A 25231-nucleotide genomic window follows, 5' to 3' on the forward strand; every position below is an offset into this window, starting at 1 on the left:
GAGCAAATGAAATTGCACAATGATTATCGTCTTTTAACTCCTCGCATTAACCGCGACAAACAATCTTTTCTTGCACGTGTAATAATTACACTCAAAACAACTTTTAGTCTTGATTTATTCAGCGGTTTAAAAACTGCACTTGGAGCATTTTTTTCATCAAAAGTTACTATACACTATCCTCTTGAAAGCGCTCCTTTAAGCCCAAGATATAGGGCTATCCATAAGCTTCAACGCCTTTTAGAATCTGAAAATGAACGTTGCATTGGTTGTGGGTTATGCGAAAAAATCTGCACAAGCAACTGCATTCGTATTATTACCGACAAAGGAGATGATGGACGCAAAAAGATTCTCAATTATAGTATTAATTTTGGACGCTGCATTTATTGTGGGCTTTGCGCTGAAGTTTGCCCCGAACTTGCTATTGTGCATGGAGATTTGGTTGAAAACGCAAGCACACAAAGAGCTTTTTTTGGCTTTAAACCTCAACTCCTTGAACACAAATCTTCACTCCTTGAATTTGGTGGATTTGGCTCTATCTCTATGAATGCTGATGAACGCGTAAAAAAAGTGCCTTTGAGTTATTGCAAAGATTCTCAAATACCTTTAGAATCTGCACCACAGGAGAATACAAATGTTTGAAGCTATTACATTTTATCTTTTTAGCACATTATGCATTGTAAGTTTTCTTATTGTAGTTACCTCAAAGCGTATTCTTTATGCAATGACAGCTCTTGCAAGTGGTATGATTTTTATCTCTGGGATATTCTTTGTGCTTGATGCAGAATTTTTGGGTGTGGTGCAAATTATTGTGTATAGTGGCTCTGTTGTAGCACTTTACGCATTTGCAATGATGTTTTTTGACACTTCTAAGGATATTATAGAATCTCATAAAAATGAATGGATAGTTTGCATATTATGCTTTGGCATAGCATTGGTGCTTGTATGTATATTTGGTATGCCATTGCTTGGAAGTAATCTTGAAGTAGTTGCAGATTCTCAAAATCTACTCAACATCACAGAGATGAATAATATCCAAATGATTGGTTATGTCATCTTTACTAAATATCTCATTCCCTTTGAAATAGCGGCATTTATGCTGCTTGTGGCAATGGTTGTTGGGATTATATTAAGCATTAAAAGGAGTGAGCAATGATTAGCCTCAATCATTATTTATTGCTATGCGCAATACTTTTTTGCATAGGGCTGTTTGGTATTTTAAGACGAAGCAATATCTTAATGCTATTTTTCTCAACCGAAATTTTGCTCAATGCCATTAATATTGGCTTTGTTGCCATAGGTTCATATCTCAATGATTTAAATGGTGAGATTTTTGCACTTTTTATCATTGCTATTGCAGCATCAGAAATTGCTGTTGGATTAGGGCTTGTTGTTATTTGGTATAAAAAGCATCGTACGCTTGATATTACCACACTTCAAAATCTTAAAGGATAAATATGAGATTCTCAAGTGAAATGCTTATTCAAATGGTATATATTGCGCTATTTGCGCCACTTATTGGGGCATTTTTTGCCGCTTTATTTGGACATAAAAAAAAGTGTTTATTTGCAGGTCTTGTTCCCACAATATTGCTTTTTTTCTCCCTATTGGCTTCTTGTATTCTCTTTTTAGAGATATATAGCTCTGGTGTAGTGATTCACATTGACTTGTTAGATTGGATTGAAGCAGGTAGTTTTTATAGTTCATTTGGCTTTATGATTGATACGATAAGTGTGAGTATGATGCTTGTTGTAAGTCTTGTATCTGCAATGGTGCATATTTATTCTATTGGTTATATGAAACACGATGCAGGATTTAACCGCTATTTTAGCTATTTAAGTGCCTTTGTATTCTCAATGATGCTCCTTGTGATGAGTGATAATTTTCTTGGACTTTTTGCTGGCTGGGAGGGAGTAGGATTATGTTCTTACTTACTTGTAGGATTTTGGTATGAACGCCCTAAGGCAAATTTTGCCTCCATTGAAGCATTTGTAGCAAATAGAATCGCTGACCTTGCTTTAATTATTGGCATATTCCTTATTGCCTATCATTGCGAAAGTTTGAAATATGAGGAAGTATTCCTATCCTTAGAATCAAATAATTTTGATATAAGCATATTGCTCTGGATTGGCGCATTGCTTTTTGTAGGTGCTATGGGCAAATCCGCACAATTCCCCTTTCACACTTGGCTTGCTGATGCAATGGAAGGACCAACACCCGTATCTGCTCTCATACACGCAGCAACTATGGTAACTGCTGGCGTATATTTAGTTGTGCGTGCGCACCCACTTTACCAAATGATACCTGATGTAGGATTCTTTATTGCTTCACTTGGAGCATTTGTAGCATTTTTCGGCGCAAGTATGGCACTTGTAAATAAAGACTTAAAACGCGTCATTGCTTACTCCACACTCTCGCAACTTGGATATATGTTTGTGGCTGCAGGGCTTGGAGCATATTGGATAGCACTTTTTCACCTTATTACACACGCATTTTTCAAAGCCTTACTCTTCCTTGGGGCAGGTAATGTAATGCACGCTATGGACGATAAACTTGATATTAGCAAAATGGGTGCTTTATACAAACCTCTGCGATGGACAATGGTTATGATGAGTATTGCTTCAGTGGCTCTTGCAGGAATCTATCCCTTTGCAGGCTTTTTCTCTAAAGATTTAATTTTAGAAGTTGCCTTCAATAATCATCTCTTTATATGGGCTACACTCTTTATAAGTGCTTTATTTACGGCATTTTATAGTTTTAGGCTTCTTATGCTCGTATTTTTTGTCAAAAAAAGACATCACGACAATCCCCACGAAGCTTATCCTTATATGCTCCTTTCTATGCTTCCTTTAGCCATCTTAGCTATTGTTGCTGGAATGGGTGGAGTGCTTGAACATTTCTTAAGTAGCTTTTTGCCCCCTGTAACACTCTCTATCCCTCATCAAACACATATCCTCCTTATTGGTGCAACACTAGGATTTGTTTGCCTTGTAGCTCTCTTTAGCATTATCAAATATGCTAGGGGAGGATTCTCGCCTTTTTGGGAAAGCACCTTTATATACAAAATCTTAAGCAACCACTATTATATCCCCAAACTCTATGAAACAATACTTATCAAACCCTATGAAAAATGTGCTCATTTCTTGTGGCAAAAAATTGAACTTGGCTGCATTGATATGTTCGTAGATTCTCTAATGCACTATATAAAAATGCTAGGTGCTACATTTTCATCATTCCAAAATGGTTCGCTTACGCGTATGATGCGCCTTATGACTTTAGGACTTTGCATTTTGCTACTTGTATGCGCTGTTTATTTTATGTGGAGGCAGTTATGAATTATCTCTTAAGTATTGTTATATTTTTTCCAGCATTTGCCGCACTCCTTTTATTTGTGCTCAAAGGTGAAAATAGTCGCATTTTTGCCATTATTGCTTCTGCCCTTGAATTGCTTTTTGTTATTTTGCTTTGGAGTGAATTTAATGTCAATTACGGAGGACTTCAATTTTTTACCCGCTATGAACTTATTGCTTCCTATGGCATAAGCTATTATATCGGCATTGATGGTATCTCACTCTTTCTCCTTGCACTTAATGCCCTTATTACACTGCTCGCACTTTACTTTTTTAAACATATCAAAACCTCTCTTGTTATTGCAGTATTATTCCTTGAAAGCATCGTAATGGGAGTGTTTAGTGCGCTTGATGTAATACTATTTTACATTTTTTGGGAGCTTTCACTTTTGCCTGTGCTTTACATACTTGGCGTATGGGGCAGTGAAAATAAAATCTATGCTTCAATCAAATATTTTCTCTACACTTTTGGAGCTTCGCTCATTATGCTTGTGGGAATCCTATATTATGCTTACCAATACGCACTTATTATGGGTGTATGGAGCTTTAGCCTCACTGATTGGTATCAGCTCTCACTTGATACAGATATACAAAAATGGCTTTTTGCAGCTTTTTTCATCGGCACAGCAGTGAAAATTCCACTTTTTCCGCTTCATTCTTGGCAACCATACGCTTATACTCAAGCACCTATTATCGGCTCTGCACTGCTTTCTGGCGTATTGAGCAAAATGGGAACTTACGCACTTTTGCGTTTTGTATTACCTCTTTTCCCCGATATAAGCAGTAATATTGGCATTTTTATAAGTATTATATGTGTTTTTATGGTCATTTATGGAGCAATGCTCGCTTATGCACAAAAAGATATTAAAACTCTCCTTGCTTATGGTTCTATTTCGCATATGGGAGTTATCGTGCTTGGTATTTTTTCACTCAACACAGAGGGATTAAGTGGAGCAGTATTTTTTATGGTATCTCACGGCGTAGTTGTAGCTACACTCTTCTTGCTCATAGGCGTGTTTTACGAACGCGTACAAACAAGACAAATGGAACAGGTGCAAGGCTTAGCTCATTCAATGCCCCAATTTAGCACTATCTTTGGTATTGTAATGATGTGTTCCTTAGGACTACCCCTTACAATGGGCTTTGTAGGCGAAGTGCTTTGTCTCTATGGTTTCTTCCAAGTCAATCCTATTATGGCTTTTCTTGCAGGAAGCAGCTTTTTTGTCGGTGCTATTTATATGTTAGTCTGCTTCAAAAAAGTTTTTTTTGGTGTTGCTCTACCCAAATTTATGAGCTTGAAAGATTTAGATTCAAGAGAAAAGGTTGTTTTCATACCTGTGGTGATACTTATTGTATGGCTTGGTGTGTATCCAAAACCACTGCTTAACCCTATTAGCACAAGCACAGAAATACTCTCTCAAGCCATTGGGCTTAAAATTTCAGAATCTAACCCTAATACTCCTGTTAATACCCTAGAAGATTTTGCTTACCCTCCCCTTGAATTGCCCCAAGATTTTGATGATGAAGGGGTGCTTATTATCCCAAAAGTAGGAGATTAATATGCCAGAATCTATGAGTTTTTCATTAAATCAACTTAACTTGCAGCTCCTTATACCTATGTGTATTTCGCTCTTTGGTGGAATCATTTTGCTTGGTGTTGGCGCGTTTAACAAAATAAAATCACGCGACTTGTATGTTGCTATCAGTATGCTCTTTGTAATCTTAAATCTCGGCTTCTTATTCCTTGAGGGTAACCCCATACATCAGTTTGGCTTCTTTAACCTCTTGCTTGTTGATGGCATTTCGCTTTTAACACAGATTATTATGCTTCTTGCTACCTTTATCCTCTTGCTCTTTTTTATGAATCAAAATAACTTACCCGAAACGCAAGGAGCTGAATTTTACGCACTTCTTTTATTTAGTATTGCAGGATTTGCCTTTATGGTATCAAGTCAAAACCTCATTCTTATCCTCCTCGGGCTAGAAACTGCTTCTTTGTGTCTATATGCACTTATCGCACTCCATAACCAAAAAAATGCCTTTGAAGCTTCAATCAAGTATTTCATAATGGGCGCATTAGCTACTACATTTTATGCCTTTGGAGCGATGCTTCTTTATGCTGCCACAGGAAGTGTGGATATAATAAGCATTGCAACCTTTCTTCAACAACAATCCTATCAACCCTCAATCCTTGTATTTGCAGGTTTTATCTTTTTGCTGTGTGCATTGGGCTTTAAGGTTACTCTTGTGCCTTTCCATTCGTGGGGACCAGATGTATATGAAGGCTCAAACGCACTTTTGGCAGGATTTATTGCCATTGTGCCAAAAATTGTAACTTTTGCAGTCATAATACGAATCTTTAGTGTATTCATAGATTCTCATAGTGCCTTTGTTGAATACACTCTTTATGCGCTTGTAGTCCTTACAATGACTATACCCAACCTCACAGCCCTCACCCAAAAAGATGTCAAACGTATGCTGGCGTATAGTTCAATCTCTCATTCTGGCTTTGTGCTTGCAGCTATTTTGATTAACACTCCACAATCTCATAGTGTCATATTTTTTTATTGGTTTTTATTTCTCTTTGCTAATATTGGGGCATTTGGGATTTTGTGGTTAAGCATAGACTGCAAAAAAAATTATCAAACACAAATAAGCCACCCTTTTGAGAGATTTAGCGGTATGATAAAAACTAATCCTACACTTGCTATTTTGCTTACTTTGTTTATGTTTGCCCTTGCTGGTATTCCTCCTTTTTGCGTTTTTTGGGGAAAAATGTATCTTATGGAAAGTGCTATTAGTGCAAATTACACTATTCTCGCACTTATTATGGCAATAAATAGCATTATTGCAGGATTTTATTATCTTAAACTTGTTGTGTATATCTTTGCCAAAGAGCCAAATGAGATAAAAGATTCTCACTCTTTTGAACTCTCAAGCAAATTTGCTCTAGGCATTACCGCCCTTATGAGTGTAGCTTGTTTATTTATGGTCCAAAATTTGCTTGAGATTACTGAAAAATATATTTTGAAATAGTGGTTTAGCCCCTCGCTTTAAGCCACTTTAGGAGTGTGTGTGCGAAGGTTTATGGTGGCTTTGGCATTTTTTTTGCCCTTTTATGCACTTGGGCTTGATGTTACCATTAATTATGGAAAAGAAGCAAAAGAGCATTTCTCTGTGCTTAATATTATCCACAAAGAGCCTCTTAGTTGCTCTGAAAATAAAAACACGCAAGATGAAGTTACTTATATCGTTTGCACATTAGAGCGCACACCTGTTGCAAGCTTCTCCCCCACAGAAACACTTTTTTTTCGTTTTTGGAGTCGGATTATTGATGGCAGATTCTATCTCTATGTTGAGCCAAAGCATAAAATCAAGCTTTTTGCGACACCAAGTGATTTAAAAAAAAATAATCTTATTACAAAAGAGCAGCCAAGTAAAAGTTTATCGTGGCAAATTATTGGCTATAAAAATGAAATACCTTTTCTGAATGATTACACTGACCAAGATAAGCCACGTGGGCTAAATTTTCCTATTAAAATTATCAAAAATAAAGAGTTATTTTTTAATGATATTGATATTAATAGAGGACCTTTACATTATGATGAGGGTGAAGATTTTGTAACTTATAGCCAAATTAAAACATTGATGAATAATCAAAATTATATTGAAGCTGTGAAACTTATTGATGAAACGCTTATTGGGTATCCAAAAACTATTTTTGCAAAAGATTTACTACTCTTTAGACTAAGGGCTTTAGAATCATTTGATTCTGCTGAAAATAGCGATATGATTGCGGATATGGGGACAAAATGGATTAAAAAATATCCCACAGATGCCAATGTCCCCGAAGTGCTTTATTATCTTGGTAATGCCTACGCAGATATGCGTATCCCCGAAGAGGCAAAATATTATTTTGATAGAACTATTAGCGAGTATCCGGATTCGCGTTATATGCCTCTTGCTAAAATGGCGCTTGCTAAAAATTTTAATACAGGGGCTGATGCAAATGTTGCCTCCAAGCTTTTTGCCCAAGCCTATCAAGAGGCAAAAGACCTTGATAGCGCAAGTGCAATAGCCATTGAATGGAGTAAGTTTCGCTTGCATAATCACGATAAAGAACAAGCCCAAAAACTCCTTGAGACAATGGTAAAAGTCAATCCAAGCTATATTGTCAGATACCCTATCAAAAACTATGAATTTTTAAGATTCCTCGCCGAAGAGCAACTTTATCTCATTGCTGCCGAGCTTGGCGAATACCTCTATGAGAATCTTTTAAATGATGATATATCTAAAGAAGATTTGCTTGATAATGTAAGTCTTTGGTATCAAGCTGCCAATGCAACCCAAGATGCCCATAGAATCAATAAAATTTTTCTCCAAGAGTTTGAACATCGCCCCAAAACAGAAGAAATTAAAGAAAGAGACGATAAGCTTCTCTTCGCCCTTGCAGAAGATGAAAATGCGGAATCTAAAATTGAAAAATACGACTATATTATTGAAAACTATGCAAATACACCCGAGCAAGAAAAAGCACTTGCATTAAAAGCTCAAACACTCTTTGATGAGGGAAAATATCAAGAAGTCCTAGCGCTCAAAGATATACTTAAAGATAATACACTCATTGCACAAACTTATACCGCATTGCTTCACAAAAGCCTCAAAGACAATGATTGCAAACAAGCCACAGGTTATTATCTCAAGTATCCACAAGCCTCTTTAGAGCCGCAGGAAAAGATGCCACTCTTTGATTGTCTTTATTCTCTCGCACTCAATAAAGAAGCGGCTCAAATATCTGAAAATATGGCACAGGAGAGCAATGAACTGCCCCTCAAACTTGAATGGCTCTATCGTGATACGCTCAACTTCGCTAAACTTGGCGATTCTAAAAGCACAGCGCGTGCAGGAAGAGATGCACTAGAACTTGCAAAGAATCTCAAAAATACAAAATATTATGATGTGGCATTTATACTTTTTGATGCACTTACAACTCTTAATAACAAAGAGGGTGCGCTTGAGACTTATGCGTTTTTAAAAGAATATCAAAAAGACAATCCACAAATGTTTGCTGTCAATCTAAATCTGCTCAAAAATGCCGAAAACGAAAAAGATGAACTAGGCATTGAAATTTATGCCAAAGATATTTTGCGCCTGCAGACCCTCACTCAAAATACTGCTGATTCTCCTTATGTGGATTTTGCCCTAGCACAAAGCTATATACGCACACAGCGAGCAGATGAAGCTATTGCCGTGCTTGATAATCTGCTCAAAAAAGATATAAATAATGACAATAAACAAAAAGCTTTATATCTTAAAGGCTCACTGCTTAAAACCTTGCAAAAAGACGCACAAAGCACATTTGAGCAATGCACTGCTATCGCTTATGAGGGTGCTTGGAAAAATCTGTGTGTTCAAGCACTTGATATTCTCAAAGGCAATCCTTAAATGTATGATTTTAGCCAAGAGCAACTAAGGAGATATGCACGACATTTTAGCCTGAAAGAATGTGGATTCAAAGGGCAAGAGAAAATTTTAGAATCTAAAGTGCTCATTGTAGGTGCAGGAGGGCTTGGTTCGCCTGTGGCATTCTATCTTGCAGCTGCTGGAGTGGGTGAGATAGGTATCATTGATGGAGATAGCGTAGATTTAAGCAATTTGCAAAGACAGATTCTTCATACCACCGCAGAAGTAGGCACGCCCAAGTTAGAATCTGCTTTTGCTAAACTCTCTGCACTCAACCCAGAAATCACACTCACGCCACATTTTACTATGCTTGAATCCCATAATGCCCTTGAGATTCTATCACGCTATGATGTGATTGTTGATGGCACTGATAATTTTGCGACAAAATTCCTTATCAACGATGCGTGTGTGCTGCTCAACAAGCCTTATTCGCACGGGGGTATTTTACGCTTTAGTGGGCAAAGTATGAGCATTAAACCAAAGGAGAGTGCGTGCTATGCTTGTATATTTGATAGCCCACCACCGGAGGGGAGTGTGCCAAATTGTGCAAGCGCAGGGGTATTTGGGGCAATCGCAGGAATGCTTGGCACAATCCAAGCCGCTGAAGTGCTCAAAATCATCACAGGCATAGGACAACCTCTTTATAATCAGCTCCTAAGTTTTGATTCACTCACAATGAACTTTCGCAAAATCAAACTCAAAAAAAACCCAAAATGTCGTGTATGTGGAGAAAATGGCATAACACAACTGCAAGAATATACAAATCCCGCGTGTAAAATCAAACCTTAAGCCAACACATCTATTATTTTTGATAAAATCATAGCCTATTTTGCTTCTATACAAGGAATAATATGAGATTTGTAATGATACAGATTCTAAGTTTTGCGTTGATTTTTGCTCTGCTTTTTTCTCTAGCTAGAATCATTATGGGTTTTGCCTTTCTCTCAAATAATCTTGCCCTCTCCCATTTAGGTGAGGGTTTTAAAATGCTAAGTTTTGGGGCATACAGCGACATAAGGGTTATTTCTGCCGCACTGCTTCCACTTTTGCTTTGTGCTTTCTTATGTCTGTTATCTCCACTTTTTTCTTTAGCTTTTAAACAGGGGGGGGGGCTATAAAAAACTTATAAAGAACATCTATCTGTATTGCTCAAGTGCCTACTTTGCTCTTTTGGGCTTTGTGTTTATCTTTTTTTGTTTTATTAATTTTTATTATTACCAAATGTATAAAACCAATATTGATATTTTTATCTTTGGTTTAAAAGATGATGAAACAAGTGCGATTTTGGGCATTATTTTGAGAGACTATCCTGTCATTTTTTTAACTTTCATTGCGCTTATTTTTAGCGGATTTTGCGGGTGGTTTAATACGAAGATTCTTTGTTTGAATCTACCGCCTTTGCGCTTAAGCCTCTTACTCTTATATGCTTATTTCTTCTCTTTATGGTGCTTTATGTTTTGGCTTTAAGGGGACCTTTTAAATATGTAGCGATGAATGACGCCACTTATAGATTCTCACACATAGAGATATTTAATGCTCTCGCGCTTAATCCCATAATGTCTTTTATCTGGGCTCACAAAAATTACAAAAGAGATATGCTAGACACATTCATAGCAGCAGATGAACACAAAATGCAGCTTTTGCAAAATCAACTCTTCCCTCTTTTTGCCAAAAGTCCCAAAAATGAGTTTGCCCTTGCAAACAAACCTCATATTATGCTCAATCTAATGGAAAGCTTTGGTTTGCAAATGCTAGAGCATTCTAATGATATAAATCTCTTAGGTGAGCTTGAAAAGCATTTTGAAGAAGATTTTATCTTTAGGAGATTTCTCTCCTTTGGGAACAATACAGGACCAAGCCTATCTATGCTTTTTACCTACTCGCCCAAAGTCCTTTTAAAGTCGCAATATAAAAAACATTATCTTGCACATACGCCCATAGAGCTTTATAAAGCACAGGGCTATAAGGTGATTTTCTTAACCTCTGGCAATAGAACTTGGTTTGATGTGGGAGAATTTATGGAGATTCAGGGCGTTGATGAGATTATTGATGAAATCATTTTGAGCAAGGAATACAAAGGAGTTGAAAAAAGTCGCTTCGCATATGGCATAGGCGATGAATTTATGTATAAAAAGGCTTTGGAGCTTTTAGAAAATGCGCAACAACCTCTTTTAATCCTCGCCCTCACTGCTGCAAATCATTCACCCTATCCCAATGTTTATGAAAGTATCTCCACAGAGTCCATTCCTCCCAATCTTTTGAAACACATCACAAGGAAGCCATACAAAGCCCTGAATACTTATATATATGCCAACAATGAATTTGGCAAGTTTTTAAGTGCATTTAAGAATAGCTGGGTAAAAGATAAAACCATCATTGCTGCCACAGGAGACCATAGAATGAGGGATTTTACAATAGATTCTATCAAAGAAAGTGCTTTGGCTTATAGTGTGCCGCTCTATCTCTATGTGCCTAGTAGTTATCAGCACAATATCGTGTATGATGCTTTTAGAGTGGGCTCACATAAGGATATTTTCCCCACACTTTATGCCCTGTCTTTAAGCGAAGTAGAATATCTCAATCTTGGCGGGAGAAATATGCTTGGCACAAAAGAAAATGACAAATATGAATTTGCCTACAATCAAGCACTTTGGCTTGATGAAAAGGGTATCTATCCACTTCATTCTGATAGAGGCTATGCGTATGAGAATCCACAGAGTTTATTAAGCAATGGGGAGCATTTCGCACTTGATGAATATCATTTGCATTTTCCAAAACTCTATGATGAGCTCAACGAACAACAGCTTCGTTTTAGACTCATCAATATGCACCAACATAAACAAGATTAGATTCTTAAAATTATGGTAAAATTATACTTATATAACAAAGCATAGAGTATTCAAAGGACACAGATGGAAAGCAGAGAATCTAAAAGCTCAAAATTACAACATCTCCCCATAATGCTATTTGCCATTACAATGGGCTTTGGAGGGCTTACACTTGCGTATAAAAAAGCAGCGGAGGTACTCCTTATCCCACCCTTTTTCTACCAAACCCTCACTTTTATCATTGCCATCCTTGCGCTTATCATCTTTTGTTTGTATTGCTTAAAACTCATCAAATACCCCAAAATGGTTTTACAAGAGTTTAATCACCCGATTAAAATCAATTTTTTTGCGACAATCTCAATGTCTATGCTGCTGCTTTCAAACATTTTCCGCGAAATGCCTCATTTTTCTTTGTCTCTTTTTAGCGTTGGTATGGGATTGCAAACCTTTGTCGCATTCTATGTTATCGCTTATTGGTTGAATAAAGACATTCAAATAGCGCATTCTAATCCCGCTTGGTTTATCCCTGTGGCTGGTAATCTGCTTGTATCTGCTTCGGGCATTGGCTTTGTTAATGAATATCTATTAATGTTTTTCTTTTCTTTAGGAATGTTTTTTTGGATTATCCTCACCGCGATTTTATTTAATCGCATTATCTTTCACGGAATGCTTGCTCAAAAATTTTTGCCCACACTTGCGATTTTTATCGCACCTCCTCCTGTGGCGATGTTGGGCTATCTTAATATCAATGGTGGTGAGTTTGATATATTTGCGAAGTTTCTCTTAAATATCGCACTCGCTTTTGCGCTGCTACTCTTTGTGCTTGCTAAAAATTTTTACAAAATCACATTTTTTATCTCGTGGTGGGCATTTACCTTTCCTTTTGCCGCGCTCACTATGGCACTTCTCACTGCATACGAAAAAACCCAATATACCCCTTTCAAGTTCCTTAGCCTTGCCTGCCTTGTGCTTACAAGCATTACCATTGCATTTGTAGGGCTTAAAACCATTGGTGCGATAATGCGTGGAGAGATTTGCAAAGAAGAATAAGCTTAAGCTAGATTCTCAAACACGCTCAATGCACGAGCGATGACTTTATCCATATCATAGTAGCGATACTCCCCTAGTCTGCCGATAAAATGCACATTTTTAAGCTCATTTGCTTTCCTTGCATACGCTTGATATATTGCCGCGCTTTGCTCATTTGGCACAGGATAATATCGCTCCTCTCCTCTATGCCACGCCTTAGGGTATTCAAAGCTTACAATACTATGAGGCGTTTTAGAATCCAAAAAATACTTATACTCCCCAATGCGCGTGAAATCGTAATTATTTGGATAATTGATAACTGCCCCACTTTGAAAATACTCTCTCTCAAAGCGCATAAAATCAAAATGCAAACTCCTATAAGGCAACTCGCCTAATTCATAATCAAAAAACTCATCAATCGCCCCACTATAAAAAATCCTCTCGCACTCAATACAATCTGCTATATCCTTATAATCGCATTCAAGCTTGAGCGTAATAAGCGGATTTGCAATCATTTTTTCACACATTTTGGTATAGCCCTGCATTGGGATTCCCTGAAATCTATCTTGAAAATACCTATTATCGCGGCTAATGCTTACAGGCACGCGCTCAAACACGCTAGAATCTAGCTCTTGTGGCGTGCATTGCCATTGTTTCAAAGTATAATGCAAAAAGATTTTTTCATAAATAAATTGGCTTAAAAATGCTAGTTTTGGGTGCTTTTGTAGCTCCAAAATAGACACTTTACTCCCATACTCAAAGCTTTGCAAAAGCATAGATTCTATTTCTTGTGCCATTGCGGCGGGAAAAAGTGTGAAAAGCGAATTGAGATTAAAAGGCACAGGCACAAAGCTCCCATCAACAAGGGCTTTGACTTCGTGCATATAAGGATAAAATCGGCTAAAAATATTGACATACTGCCACACTTTTTGCTCATTACTATGAAAAATATGCGTGCCATATTGATGCACCAAAATGCCCTCATCATCGTAATCATAGACATTTCCACCGATATGATTGCGCCTATCTATAAGCAGCACAGATTCTCCTCTCACATTTGCTAGACGCTCCGCAAGTGTCAGCCCCGCTAATCCCGCTCCTACGATACAATTTTTTGCTTTCATTGCTTTACTCCTTTTAAACTTTAAAATGCTCATATAGTGTTCTGCCAAAAAGCCTTATCACACTATATTCTTTAAAAAGTCGGATTCTAAAGTTTCGCTCTTGCGTATTTTGCATAACATCTCTTATGCGGATAAATCTCAAGGCACACTTTGTCCTCATAAATAAAGTCATTAACTTATCTCTTTGCCATACTTCTTTTTTAATAGATAATTCCCCTATGACTTCTTTAGCTTTTTTGTAAAAATCTTGGGCATTATGATGAAAGGTATAAATTTCATATAAAAGGTGAAAAGGCAGCCCACATTTATAAACCAATGAATGCGCAACATACCAATGTGTGAGAAATATAAACATAAAGATTCTATCAAAAGTTACTTCATTACATAGAGCAAGTTTGCCTGTGGTAGAATCTATTCTCTGTCTGTAATGATATGCGCTTAAATCTATACACTCAATAGTCTTAGCAAATGGCAGAATTTGATACAAAAATCCCGCGTCCTCACAAATTTTGCCCTCAATAAATCGCACTTGGTATAAATCAATAAGCGATTTTGGGAGCAAACAATTAGCCACAAAAAAATCAAACAATGTAATATTTTTAGGCGATAAAAGAACAGAGCCTTTGAGCGTTTTATGGGTATTAAACCTTTGTGCTTTATCATCAAATTCAAAAAGCACATTAAAATTTATCACTACACTTTCCTGCGCGCTATGTTTCACTAACTCCTCTATCCAAGTTAAATCCACATAATCATCAGAATCAATAAAGCAAATCCACTCGCCTTTTGCGATGTCTAATCCTGTATTTCGTGCTGCAGATTGCCCCTTATTTTCCTGCTCAAGGTAGCAGATTCTACAATCTCTTTGCGCATACTCTTGCACGATTACTCCACTAGAATCTGTGCTACCATCATTCACACAAATAATTTCTAAGTGTGTATAACTTTGATTGATGATAGAATCTAAACACTGCGCCACATACGCCTCCACATTATAAATTGGGATAATCACTGATACTAAGGGGTTATCTTGCATTTACGCCCCCTATCCTCCCAAATGAGCCACCATTGAGAAAAATATAGAGGGAATAGAGCAAATAAGGGACTACATTATACCCCCCCCCCCCGCGAGTGATTTTGGTATCTACAAACCTCTCATAGAGCGTGATACCAAAGATTCTAATCACACTATATTTTTTGAAAAGGCGCACACGAAAATAGCATTTGAAATTTTGTTTATAACATTTAAGAATCAACATAAAAAGTTGCAAAGGCGAGGTTAAAAGGTGATTCAAATAGCTTAATCTTTGGTGTATGCGCTCAAATTCTAAAGTGAGAGCTTGAGGTATAGCTTTGCTTTGCAACGCAAAAATTTCATTATCTTTAGCCGATAAAATCATATGAAGCATATACAAAGATTCTATACTGCCTTTTCCCTCACATATACTCTCTGTAAGATGTGTAGCAATAATATGCGCGCGCTCAAGCGTGAGGTTATAAAGTTTATCTAGCCGATGTGTTTGAGCCAGAATAAGCACATCAAGCAAACCTTTGTTTTGGTCTCTCCAATGCGTTTTACTCCAAGCAAGAAAGGACTTTTGATGTCCTATGCGATAGCAGTAAGTAACCTCCGAAAGCGCATAGAATCTTTGTGCAGCTATCATTGCCTTGACAAAAAACACAGGGTCTTCATAGCGCGTATAATGAGGGTGCAAAATATGTTCATTCAACAAAAAGATTCTATTATATAAAAAGCGCGTCCAACCAAAATCAAATTGATAATCTTTATACTCCACAAAGCCATTATGCGCAAAAGTATAGCCATACAAAATGCTTGGAAAATCTGTGTTTATTGTTCCATTGAGATAATCGCTAAAGCAACCTCCACATATCAATGCTTGATGTTGTTGCGCTGCATTATAGAGAGTTGCAAGTGTTTGATTTGAGGGGTAAAAATCATCAGCGTCAATAAAGCACACAAATGCGCCTTTTGCAAGATACAAAGCTTCATTTCTAGCACTTGCTACACCTGCATTAGCCTTATGAATCGCCACTATACGCGAATCTTCCTTAGCATACCTCTCCAAAATCTCGCCACTTCTATCGGTGCTGCCATCATTGATACAAATAATCTCTATTTCACGCAAAGTTTGGTGTATCACAGAATCTAAGCATTCCGCGAGGTAAGATTGCACATTATAAATGGGGATAATCACTGATACCAAAGGATTATTTTGAGACTTGCAATCGTGCATTTGGCTTATCTTTTGGCTCATTATCGCGCCTTTTGATTATTTTTTGTGTGCCATTTCGCGCCCAAAAACACGCCAAGCAGCACAAACAAAAAAATCTGTCCCTCACGCACAGGGAAACAATCAAAGAAATTTGCCACGATTAATCCCAAAAGGGCTAAGCCTATGCTGCCTATGAATATATGGCGCACATTCACTCCCATAGTATCCATAAAAGCACTAGAGCTAAAATCAATGTTTGCCTTATAAAATGCGTAGAAAAAATACCCCACAAATAAGCTAAATCCCACAAAGCCCACAAGTCCTAGCTCAAAAAAGATTGAGGAGGGATAGTTGTGGTTATGTGCATTGTTTGAGATAAAAGTATCCCCATAGTCTCTAAGCGAGAAAGGGTGATTGAGAGAATCTAATGGAAAAATCTGCTGAATATTATAGGGAAATTGCCAGAAAAAATAGCCATTTGGGCGCAAAGGATTATCTGCTATGGCAAGGAGTGTGGATTTAAGCAAAGAGATTCGCTCAAGGCTTGAGTATTCCATTGTTATATCAGAGTGCTTATTGAGCGAATGAGGGGAGCATTTCACCCAAGTTTGACAGCTCTCACCCGCAAACTGCCCCATTTCAGAGGGAGGCGTGTGCCATACCTGCATAAAATTATTGGCTATCTTATGAAAATTAAACCTATCCTGCCACGAAGAGCTAAAATGATACAGGGCAAAGCCACCTAAACAAAGCGTAAGAAACAATCCCAAAAGAGCTATTTTTTTGCGCTTATAGGTAAAAAATACAAAAGGCGCACACATCATAGTGATAAGTGCCAAAGCCCCGAATCTCCCGCCATTACATATAAAAGCGTAGATTCCTAAAAGGGTAAATATGCCAAAAATACATTTTATAAGTCCCCTTGTTTTTAAAAAGCTCACATAGGCAAAGCTAAAGGCAAAAAGTAGATAAAACACATAAGCAGTAGGAGGAATGTGATAATGAGGCAACATAGCGCGATAGCCTAGACTTCCTCCACCATTGGCATAAAAATCATACATCGTAGCCAAAGGGTGATAAAAAAACGCACAACAAAGCAAGAACCATACTATTTGAAGTTGCGCCTCTTTAAGCCGCATTGTAAGCAAAAAGCTCATTATCATAAAAAGGCTAGGCTCTAGGAGAAATTGTCGTATAAGGTGCTTTGTCTCTGACACATTTACTGCGAAAAAAAGCGAAATATACGCCATTATCACAACAATAGCCATAAAGCTAAGAGGCAGCCTAAGGGCTTTGATAGATTTGACATCTCGCCAAAAAAAGAGTAGAAAAATCACAAGTGCGGCGTAGAGGAGATTGATAGGAATCTTAATGCTTAAATAACTATATGAGAGGGGCAAAAGCGCAAGAGTAAGCACCGCTAAGCCCACGCATAGCCATAAAGCAAAAGTGCTGTATCGCTCAAAGAATCTGCTATATGTGAGTTTGAGAGTGTTCATAAATATTGCTTTATCACGCGTAATTTGCATACATAAAATCGTCTGACATTGCCCTCAACTACCCAACCAAGCCAAGGGTGAGCGTCTTTTAAAAACCACGCAGGATACTTTTCAATACGCGCAGGAGAAGTTAAATCTTTATATACAAGAAAAACATTGAGTAATCGCTCGGCTAAAAACCCATAGATTCTTTGCTGATAGGGCGTATAGTATTGAATATCAATGCGTTTTTGTGCCTCAAAAAGCACAGAGAATAAAAACTCACAATATTCAAAATACAATTCCTTTTTCATCACAAAAAGATTCCACCAACTTAAACATTTTCCCTTTGTAAAAAATACCTTTTGTAATGCCTCTTCATAATGTGGATATTTATTTCTAATAATCTCAAGCACAATATCCAAATCCTTTTGGTGATGGTCTCTTGCATAAATTTCATACTGATTAAAAAATCGTGAAGTCTCCCAACCATAAGAAACGATAATGCGTTTTGAAACAAGAATATCTGCCTTTTTGCAAGCAGATTCTATGTATTGTGGAGAAAGCCCAAAATTGCGCTGAATCTGATGAGGAGAAAGTCTGACTTTATTGACATCATAAGGGTTTTGTAACTGCATTTTCCCTTTAAAGTCAAACACCCGCCGATAATGAAAAAGCCCATAATAATCTGCCTCTAAGTTTTTCCACGCCCAATACATCGCAGTGAGTTCGCAGAAGTAGGGATTGAGCTCACTGATATGCTCTCCATTATTATCATATAAAAGTGGCACTCCTGCCTTATCGCACAAGGTTTGCAAACCGCCTATGGTATATTCACTCGCATTTGCAGCACCAAGCAAAATGGGCTGCAAGACATCATTGCCAATAATAGGGCTTATCTTATGATAACATACGAGAATCTTTATATTCATACTGCACTCCTCTTATCAGACTTTTGCTCAAAGTTTTCTGGCTGTGAAATGTGCGGGGGGGGGGGGGCATAATAGGTTTTTTATATATGCGAAGAAATAAAAAATAATACCGCTCACAATCCGGCGCACTTACTTTGCCAAAGAATTTGCTTTGTTTGTTATAAAGAAGTGTTCCCTTGCATTCATACACATTGAGATTATGCGTGTGCGTATAATAATGAAGCCATACATTAAAGAGCCGCTCACCTAAAAAGCCAAAAATACGCGATTGGTAAGCATCATACGATATATAATCAATCTGCTTTTGCACTGCAAAAAACACATCAAAGAGCCATTCGCAATATGCGAAAAATATCTCTTTACGCCAAATTGCCATATTCCAATAGCACATTTTTGCGCCATTTGTAAAAAGTGTCGCTGTGATAGAATCGCTCATATAGGGATAAGTTTCTTTGATGTAGGCGATTGCCTTATCTAAGTCTTTTATATTATGCCCACCTTTTGCGAAAGCTTCATACGCATTTCTATCTGGGCGCAAAGACAAAGGCTTGGGAATGATTATATCAATATGATGTGTTTGCAAATATGAAGTGATAAAGGCAGAATCAAGGTGGTATTTAGCAATAACGCGACTTTTGGGGACAAAGGCTGACTTAAGACGCCAAAAAAATGTATTTGGCGTGAAATCAAACACCCGCCGATAATGAAACAACCCATAATAATCTGCCTCTAAGTTTTTCCACGCCCAATACATTGCGGTGAGTTCGCAAAAGTAGGGATTGAGTGTGGAGATTTCTTTTTTTAAGCTATGAGTGCCCCCCCCCCCCCGATGATAGAATCGTCCCTAAGAAGTTCTACACCTTGCTTGGCACAAGCAGATTCTAAAGATTCTTGTGTGTGCTTTGGCGCATTTTTCGCCCCTACTAAAATTGGCTGCAACACTTCATTTGCAATGATTGGGCTTGGTTTGTGATAGCAAATTAGAATCTTCACTCTTGGGGATAATGACATAACTTTCTCTACAATATGGATTTATAAAAGGTAGGATTATAAACAAATTTGTCTTAATATTATTTTATACCTCAATCTTTTCTACCAAGTGTAAATTAAAGCCGCTTAGGGCATTATATTCGCCTTTATTCCCACCACAAGAGCTTAAAAGCACAAAATCCTCAATGCCCAATCTTTTAAGAATCTGCGCACCAATGCCAAAATCTTTCATATCGCCACAAGTTTTGGACGTGCTACCATATCCAATTTGAGTATTCAAAAACACCAAATAACCGCCCTTTTCCTTCAATCGCTCTATGCTCTTAAGAAGTGCATTCCATTCTTGTGCGTTTTGCAATAGCTCTAAATCACTGCGCACATTATGGAATCTAATAAGCGGCTTTGCACCTTGAGAGGTAGAATGCGGGATTTGGCAAAATCTAAAGACAATATGTTCGCGTTCCAAATGGTCTATAAAGGTAATTTTTTCGCATTCCACACCCATAAACGCTACACTTTCACGCATAACCTCACGCAGGAGATTCTCAAAATTAAGGCGATATTGAATAATATCTGACACATAAAGAATCTTAAGATTATGTAAAGAGGCAAACTCAAGCAAGAATTTATCCCCGCGCCCCGCCATTGTGCCGTCTTTTTTCATAATCTCACAAATCACGCTAATGGGCGCAACTCCTGCAAGGCGGCAAATATCCACACTTGCCTCTGTATGTCCTGTGCGCACAAGCACCCCGCCCTCTTTGGCGATGAGTGGAAAAATATGCCCGGGACGCACAAAATCGCTCGGCTTAGCATTACTCTCGCACATAAGTTTAATAGTCATATCACGTTCAAAGGCTGAAATGCCTGTTTTTGCGTCTTTTGCGTCAATGGAAATGGTAAAGGCTGTTTCGTGATTGCTATCGTTTTTTTGCACCATTGGGGGCAAATCAAGCTTTTTGGCAATCTCTTGCGTAATAGATACGCAAATAAGTCCCCGCGCCTCTTGTGCCATAAAATTAATTTTTTGAGGGGTGGAGAAGATTCCCGCCATTACCAAATCGCCCTCATTCTCCCTATCCTCATCGTCCATAATAATAATCATTTCGCCTTGCTTAATTGCCTCTATGGCTTCCTTAATGCGTTGCTGATACATTTTTAACCTTTGCATTGCTTTTGGTGCAAATTATATAAAAACAAAATAAATTTCTTTTAGAATCTCTTATTTTAAACATTTCAGTTGAGGAGGAGATAATGAGAATCTACTTTTAGATTCTCATTGTTTGCGATATTTGTGCAAGCGTAGAGAAAAGACACTTAGGCAAGTGTGGCTTTAAGCATCCAAATAGCTTTTTGCAACTCACCTACTTTATCATCAGCATATCCTTGCGTTACATTATCACCGGCTTTTTCAGCCTCGCTTGAAAGATTTTCAAACGCTTTAAGGAAATATTCATAATCAGAAAGAATTGTTTTTAAAACTTCTTTTGAGCTAAAGCTTGTTTTGCTCTCCTCTTTGATTTTGGCAGCTTTTAACATATCTGCAAGTGTTACATAGGGCTTGCTACCGATTTGCAATACGCGCTCTGCAACATCATCAAACACATCGGCGTAATTTTCATAAATCTCTTCAGTAGCTTTATGTGTGGGGTAGAAATCCATACCTTTGACATTCCAATGGAGATTATGCACTTTGACATAAAACACTGCCGCATCAGCTTGAATTTGTTTCAAAATATCTACAACTTTACTCATTTTTAATCCTTAGTCTTAAAATTTTCCCTCACTCCTTATTAAGCTCCCTAATGTTGGGTAAGTGAGGGAATACTCATATTCTAGGATATTGAAGTAACTTCTAAGTAAATATCTTTTCAAAGTATTGCACAAATTTCCCCATTATGCGCATTTTGCTTGGTTTTTTCATAGTATCTCTACTTGACAAACATATATAAACTCATTATAATTACGCCTCTATTTGTTATTGGGGTATCGCCAAGCGGTAAGGCACCTGGTTTTGGTCCAGGCATTCAGAGGTTCGAATCCTTTTACCCCAGCCACTTTCTTCAATAATTTGCAAGATTCTTTGTATTTTTTGAAGCACTTGAAACTCATAGCTTACAACGCGGGATAGAGCAGTCCGGTAGCTCGTTGGGCTCATAACCCAAAGGTCGGGGGTTCAAATCCCTCTCCCGCAACCAAACTTCATAAATTTTGCCCCTGCTTGAAAATTACATAAATATTATGTTAAAATGCGCGTTTATTTTTGTTTTAATCCCAAAAAATGCGCTCATAGCTCAGCTGGATAGAGCAACGGCCTTCTAAGCCGTAGGTCAGAGGTTCGAATCCTCTTGGGCGTACCATATAAAATCAAAGTAGCTACTTCACAATTTTTAAATATCCAAAAAATTATAAAAGCATTGCCAAAAGCCCAAAGCGTCCGGTGATGCCCTCTCTGCGATAGGAGTAGAGATTGTCATTACAACAGCTACAATGAGGGTTTATCTCAATATGTTCTTGCTTAATGCCTAGATTCTCGCATTGTGCTTTTATACACGCAATTAAATCAAGTCTGTTATTTTTTATTACATTTTTATCAAAGCCGAGTTCAAATGCTTCCCTTTGCACCTCTTGACCCACTTCGTAACAGCACATACGAATGGACGCTCCCACATAAACCAGACAATCTGCTGCTTTTGTGCCATAAAGAGTGGTCATTTTTGCAAGAGTTTGTGGCATAATCCCATCAAATACACCCCTACGCCCCGCGTGTATTACTGCCATTACTTTTTTTGTATCATCATAAAGCAAAATTGGATTGCAATCTGCCGCCAATACAAGGCAAGCTCTATAAGGCATATGTGTAATAATTGCATCAGCTTCACCAAGACAAATACTATGAGGAGTTATTGTTTCGTTTCTTACCTCATAAAAATCATCTAAAGAAGATAAAATTTTTTCATCTAAAATTATACTTTGTGTGCTATGTATTTGATTGCAATAATAAAGGGTTGGCATAGTTTTTTGTTTATCCTTTAAAGTAAAAGTTCCTCTCTTCCAAAATTCACTTAGAAGAATATGATGATTACGCTCCACATTCAGTCTTTCATCGCCTACATAATAGCTTAAATTAAGTGCATCAAATATGCCTTCACTTACTCCGCCTAAACGATTGCTCAAGGCAAAATACACACTTTTATCCTTAAAAATATGACTTTGTAAGCTTGTATATAAAAACATAAATTCTCCTGTATATTTTGATAAGAATCAAATCATTTTATTGATGATAATAATAGAATTCTAGCGAGTAATTTCTTAAAGATTCTCACTCAATACAACACAAATAAGGAGGGTTTATGAAACAAGGCAGACAGAAACAGACCCCTCTTATGTCAAGTATTTTCGCTATTCTTCTCATAGCTATCGTCATTATTGCGTGTTATACATTTTGGCACGCCAAAGGAGCTTCTTATCTTAGCAATGATTCTGAAGCGTGCAATAATTGTCATATTATGAATGAAGTTTATAGTGATTATCTTAGCGCTCCTCATTCGCAGAAAATTGCAGGACACCCTCGAGCTACTTGTAATGACTGCCACTTGCCCCACAACTTTGTTTCTAAATGGATTGCCAAAGCTCAAAGCGGTGTAGGGCACGCTTATGCTTTTACATTCAAGCTTGATACATTACCTACCAACTTGAGCGCAAATCAAACAAGTAAGCAAATGGTGCAAAATAATTGTGTGCGTTGTCATATAGAATATGTCCAAAATGCAGTCAATCCTACGACTACACCCGGACATAACAATGCACTAAATTGTGTCTCTTGCCACGAGAGTGCAGGACATAAACGAGGCTTTTAACTTATTTTAAGGAGGAACAGATGCAAAAAAATAAAGGAATGCTACCCATACTTATCGTTGGAGCTGTTATTATTATTGTTGGACTTTTATGGCTTAACCAAGACATTTCATCAAAACAAGCAGAAAATACAGGTGTGATTTCAAAACAGCTTGTAGAGCTTACAGATGAGAATCCTACTTTTGACTTTTGGGGCAAAAATTTCCCTGAATACCTTGATATGTATCTCAAGGTAGAACACGAAACACCAAAATATACAAATTTTGGTGGAAATCTCGCATATTCAAAGTTGATTCGTTATCCACAATTAACAATACTATGGGCTGGGTATCCATTTAGCCTTGATGCAAATGAAGAAAGAGGGCATTTTTGGATACAGGTAGATCAAATGGACACTGCGCGCAACAATAAAGACTTTCTTAATGCGCACGGCTTTGCCAAATTTGGTGGGCAACCTGCAGCTTGTATGAATTGCCATAGTGGTTGGACTCCGTGGCTTATCAAAAATGCAGCAAATGGTGATTTTACCGCATTTAATAGCACAAAATATTGGACAATGATTAAGAATGTCCCCACTCGCAATGGTATTGAAGAAGGTTCTGAAGAGCACAGCGGACCACACGGCGGCAAAAGAATGGGTGTAACTTGTGCAGATTGTCATAACCCTGATGATATGAGTCTAAGAGTAGTTCGCCCTGCTCTTATTAATGCGCTTGTTGATAGAGGTTATCAAAAAGATGCAACACAAGGCATTAAAGCAGATAGAAAAGAAATGAGAACTCTTGTTTGCGCTCAATGCCACGTAGAATATTATTTCAAACCTACCGGAGAAAAAGTGAAGGTAATGGGAGAATCTATTGCGTCTGATTCAAGCAAAAAATGGTGGAATGGCACACAAAAAACTTATGATGAGTTTGAGCATTGGAGAGATGGTAATAAGGCAACGGAAATTGAAGTTGATGGTATCAACCTCACATTCCCTTGGAGTGCGTGGAAAAAAGATGAAGTATTTAGAATTGAAATGTTTGATGAACATTATGACGCAGTGCGCCCGATTTTCAAAGAAGATTGGACACATAAGGAAACTAAAGCACCTATGCTTAAGATTCAACACCCAGAATATGAAATGTTTAGTGGCGGTGTCCATGCAGCCAATGGTGTAAGTTGTGCGGATTGTCATATGCCCTATATAAAAGGTGCAGGTGGCAAGAAAGTAACTCAACACAATGTTACTTCTCCACTCTTTGATATTAACTCTGCGTGTAAAACTTGCCATACTCAATCAGAGGAATATCTTAAAAAGCAAATTGCCGATATTCAAAAATCAGTGGCGTTTGATTTAAGAAGTGCAGAATATGCAACCGTGAGCCTGATTTTTGATATTAAAAAGTTACGAGAAGAGCTTGGCAAACTCCCTACATATCAAAGTGAGGGCAAACCTGATGAAGCTAAAATCTCAAAAGCTCTTGCAGAGCCACTTGAACTTCATCGCCGCGGACAAATGAGAGGAGATTTTGTTGGAGCAGAAAACTCTACAGGATTCCATAATCCGCGTGAAGCAAGCCGTATGCTCCTTCAAGCTGTAGAAATGGCACGAATGGGGCAAACAAAATGCGTTGAGATTGCAAATGCAAATGGCATTAAAGGCTTTAAATCTTCTCATCTTGGATTTGATGAGATTCAGAAGTTTAATCCCGGAGAGATTGTATATAAAATTGATCTTAATGGACATACTGCAGGAGAACGTTATTATAAACATCACGAAATCAATGGTGAAGCACCCCAAGAGCTTTTAGAGCTTGACAAAAATACAAAGCCTTATAATTTTAGTGAAGTTGATAAAATCTCTGCAAGTGCCAAAAGCATAAAATAATCTTTCTTCCCTAGCCTCCATTTAAAATGGAGGCTAGGATTCTTCCTCTTGTGTTGAAACATTTATGTTATAATC

23 protein-coding genes and 3 tRNA genes are annotated in these 25231 nt (G+C 37.7%); 16 read left to right on the forward strand and 10 right to left on the reverse strand.

Annotation, left to right across the window (positions count from 1 at the left end):
• Nucleotides 1–6: 6 nt before the first annotated feature.
• The 11 genes from nuoI to OQH61_RS06065 all read left to right on the forward strand — a co-directional run bounded on the left by nuoI (nucleotide 7) and on the right by OQH61_RS06065 (nucleotide 12688).
• On the forward strand, nucleotides 7–639 hold the full coding sequence (nuoI, locus tag OQH61_RS06015) for an NADH-quinone oxidoreductase subunit NuoI (protein WP_266026453.1): 633 nt from the start codon (nucleotides 7–9) through the stop codon (nucleotides 637–639).
• Entirely contained in the window at nucleotides 632–1153 is a 522-nt protein-coding gene (locus tag OQH61_RS06020) for an NADH-quinone oxidoreductase subunit J (RefSeq protein WP_266026455.1), read from the forward strand. Before nuoI ends, OQH61_RS06020 begins: the two co-directional genes overlap by 8 nt.
• Nucleotides 1150–1452, forward strand: coding sequence for an NADH-quinone oxidoreductase subunit NuoK (gene nuoK, locus OQH61_RS06025; RefSeq protein ID WP_266026456.1), 303 nt, complete (start codon nucleotides 1150–1152; stop codon nucleotides 1450–1452). Before OQH61_RS06020 ends, nuoK begins: the two co-directional genes overlap by 4 nt.
• A 2-nt stretch (nucleotides 1453–1454) precedes the next feature.
• Nucleotides 1455–3332 carry an NADH-quinone oxidoreductase subunit L gene (gene nuoL / locus OQH61_RS06030; RefSeq protein ID WP_266026458.1) on the forward strand — a complete coding sequence of 626 codons (1878 nt, stop codon included), beginning with the start codon at nucleotides 1455–1457 and terminating at the stop codon, nucleotides 3330–3332.
• Nucleotides 3329–4906, forward strand: coding sequence for an NADH-quinone oxidoreductase subunit M (locus OQH61_RS06035; protein ID WP_266026460.1), 1578 nt, complete (start codon nucleotides 3329–3331; stop codon nucleotides 4904–4906). The genes nuoL and OQH61_RS06035 overlap by 4 nt, the downstream gene beginning before the upstream one ends.
• 1 nt (nucleotide 4907) lies before the next feature.
• On the forward strand, nucleotides 4908–6383 hold the full coding sequence (gene nuoN, locus OQH61_RS06040; protein ID WP_266026461.1) for an NADH-quinone oxidoreductase subunit NuoN: 1476 nt from the start codon (nucleotides 4908–4910) through the stop codon (nucleotides 6381–6383).
• Between the two features lie 39 nt (nucleotides 6384–6422).
• Complete coding sequence (locus tag OQH61_RS06045; protein WP_266026462.1) at nucleotides 6423–8792, forward strand: tetratricopeptide repeat protein; 2370 nt, start codon at nucleotides 6423–6425, stop codon at nucleotides 8790–8792.
• On the forward strand, nucleotides 8793–9599 hold the full coding sequence (locus tag OQH61_RS06050) for a HesA/MoeB/ThiF family protein (RefSeq protein WP_266026463.1): 807 nt from the start codon (nucleotides 8793–8795) through the stop codon (nucleotides 9597–9599).
• A gap of 62 nt (nucleotides 9600–9661) precedes the next feature.
• Nucleotides 9662–9928 (forward strand): hypothetical protein, encoded by a 267-nt coding sequence (locus tag OQH61_RS06055; protein ID WP_266026465.1) that lies wholly within the window; start codon nucleotides 9662–9664, stop codon nucleotides 9926–9928.
• Between the two features lie 261 nt (nucleotides 9929–10189).
• Nucleotides 10190–11659, forward strand: a complete 1470-nt coding sequence (locus OQH61_RS06060; RefSeq protein ID WP_266026467.1) for an LTA synthase family protein — start codon at nucleotides 10190–10192, stop codon at nucleotides 11657–11659.
• A 63-nt stretch (nucleotides 11660–11722) separates the two neighbouring features.
• Nucleotides 11723–12688: an SLAC1 anion channel family protein gene (locus tag OQH61_RS06065; protein ID WP_266026468.1), complete on the forward strand. Its 966-nt coding sequence runs from the start codon at nucleotides 11723–11725 to the stop codon at nucleotides 12686–12688.
• Nucleotides 12689–12690: 2 nt separating this feature from the next.
• Here OQH61_RS06065 and glf read toward each other — a convergent pair whose 3' ends face one another.
• The 9 genes from glf to OQH61_RS06110 all read right to left on the reverse strand — a co-directional run bounded on the left by glf (nucleotide 12691) and on the right by OQH61_RS06110 (nucleotide 21180).
• Nucleotides 12691–13791: a UDP-galactopyranose mutase gene (gene glf / locus OQH61_RS06070; protein WP_266026469.1), complete on the reverse strand. Its 1101-nt coding sequence runs from the start codon at nucleotides 13789–13791 to the stop codon at nucleotides 12691–12693.
• 13 nt (nucleotides 13792–13804) lie between these two features.
• Nucleotides 13805–14827: a glycosyltransferase family 2 protein gene (locus tag OQH61_RS06075; RefSeq protein WP_266026471.1), complete on the reverse strand. Its 1023-nt coding sequence runs from the start codon at nucleotides 14825–14827 to the stop codon at nucleotides 13805–13807.
• A complete protein-coding gene (locus tag OQH61_RS06080) occupies nucleotides 14817–16067 on the reverse strand; it encodes a glycosyltransferase family 2 protein (protein WP_266026472.1) in 1251 nt (416 codons plus the stop codon). Before OQH61_RS06080 ends, OQH61_RS06075 begins: the two co-directional genes overlap by 11 nt.
• Nucleotides 16067–17524: an O-antigen ligase family protein gene (locus tag OQH61_RS06085; protein ID WP_266026473.1), complete on the reverse strand. Its 1458-nt coding sequence runs from the start codon at nucleotides 17522–17524 to the stop codon at nucleotides 16067–16069. The genes OQH61_RS06080 and OQH61_RS06085 overlap by 1 nt, the downstream gene beginning before the upstream one ends.
• The gene (locus OQH61_RS06090) at nucleotides 17521–18435 is read right to left on the reverse strand and encodes a DUF4422 domain-containing protein (RefSeq protein ID WP_266026474.1); all 915 of its coding nucleotides are present in this window, start codon (nucleotides 18433–18435) and stop codon (nucleotides 17521–17523) included. The genes OQH61_RS06085 and OQH61_RS06090 overlap by 4 nt, the downstream gene beginning before the upstream one ends.
• The gene (locus OQH61_RS06095; protein ID WP_266026578.1) at nucleotides 18404–19228 is read right to left on the reverse strand and encodes a DUF4422 domain-containing protein; all 825 of its coding nucleotides are present in this window, start codon (nucleotides 19226–19228) and stop codon (nucleotides 18404–18406) included. The genes OQH61_RS06090 and OQH61_RS06095 overlap by 32 nt, the downstream gene beginning before the upstream one ends.
• A gap of 8 nt (nucleotides 19229–19236) precedes the next feature.
• On the reverse strand, nucleotides 19237–19446 hold the full coding sequence (locus OQH61_RS06100) for a hypothetical protein (protein WP_266026475.1): 210 nt from the start codon (nucleotides 19444–19446) through the stop codon (nucleotides 19237–19239).
• 64 nt (nucleotides 19447–19510) lie between these two features.
• A complete protein-coding gene (locus tag OQH61_RS06105) occupies nucleotides 19511–20581 on the reverse strand; it encodes a bifunctional 3,4-dihydroxy-2-butanone 4-phosphate synthase/GTP cyclohydrolase II (RefSeq protein ID WP_266026477.1) in 1071 nt (356 codons plus the stop codon).
• Nucleotides 20582–20742: 161 nt separating this feature from the next.
• The gene (locus tag OQH61_RS06110) at nucleotides 20743–21180 is read right to left on the reverse strand and encodes a Dps family protein (protein WP_266026478.1); all 438 of its coding nucleotides are present in this window, start codon (nucleotides 21178–21180) and stop codon (nucleotides 20743–20745) included.
• Nucleotides 21181–21407: 227 nt separating this feature from the next.
• On the opposite strand from OQH61_RS06110, the gene OQH61_RS06115 reads away from it, so the two are divergent.
• From OQH61_RS06115 to OQH61_RS06125, 3 genes are all read left to right on the forward strand, one after another.
• A tRNA-Gln gene (locus OQH61_RS06115) sits at nucleotides 21408–21482 on the forward strand.
• A 64-nt stretch (nucleotides 21483–21546) separates the two neighbouring features.
• Nucleotides 21547–21623, forward strand: a tRNA-Met gene (locus tag OQH61_RS06120).
• Between the two features lie 85 nt (nucleotides 21624–21708).
• Nucleotides 21709–21785, forward strand: a tRNA-Arg gene (locus OQH61_RS06125).
• A 46-nt stretch (nucleotides 21786–21831) separates the two neighbouring features.
• On the opposite strand, the gene OQH61_RS06130 is transcribed toward OQH61_RS06125, so the two are convergent.
• Nucleotides 21832–22662 (reverse strand): polyphenol oxidase family protein, encoded by an 831-nt coding sequence (locus OQH61_RS06130; protein ID WP_266026479.1) that lies wholly within the window; start codon nucleotides 22660–22662, stop codon nucleotides 21832–21834.
• 116 nt (nucleotides 22663–22778) lie between these two features.
• Here OQH61_RS06130 and nrfH point away from each other — a divergent pair, with 116 nt between their 5' ends.
• The gene (nrfH, locus tag OQH61_RS06135; RefSeq protein ID WP_266026480.1) at nucleotides 22779–23285 is read left to right on the forward strand and encodes a cytochrome c nitrite reductase small subunit; all 507 of its coding nucleotides are present in this window, start codon (nucleotides 22779–22781) and stop codon (nucleotides 23283–23285) included.
• Between the two features lie 20 nt (nucleotides 23286–23305).
• Complete coding sequence (locus OQH61_RS06140; RefSeq protein WP_266026481.1) at nucleotides 23306–25156, forward strand: ammonia-forming cytochrome c nitrite reductase subunit c552; 1851 nt, start codon at nucleotides 23306–23308, stop codon at nucleotides 25154–25156.
• Nucleotides 25157–25231 lie beyond the last annotated feature (75 nt).

It is taken from the genome of Helicobacter sp. MIT 21-1697, from assembly GCF_026241255.1.
Classification (GTDB): domain Bacteria; phylum Campylobacterota; class Campylobacteria; order Campylobacterales; family Helicobacteraceae; genus Helicobacter_C.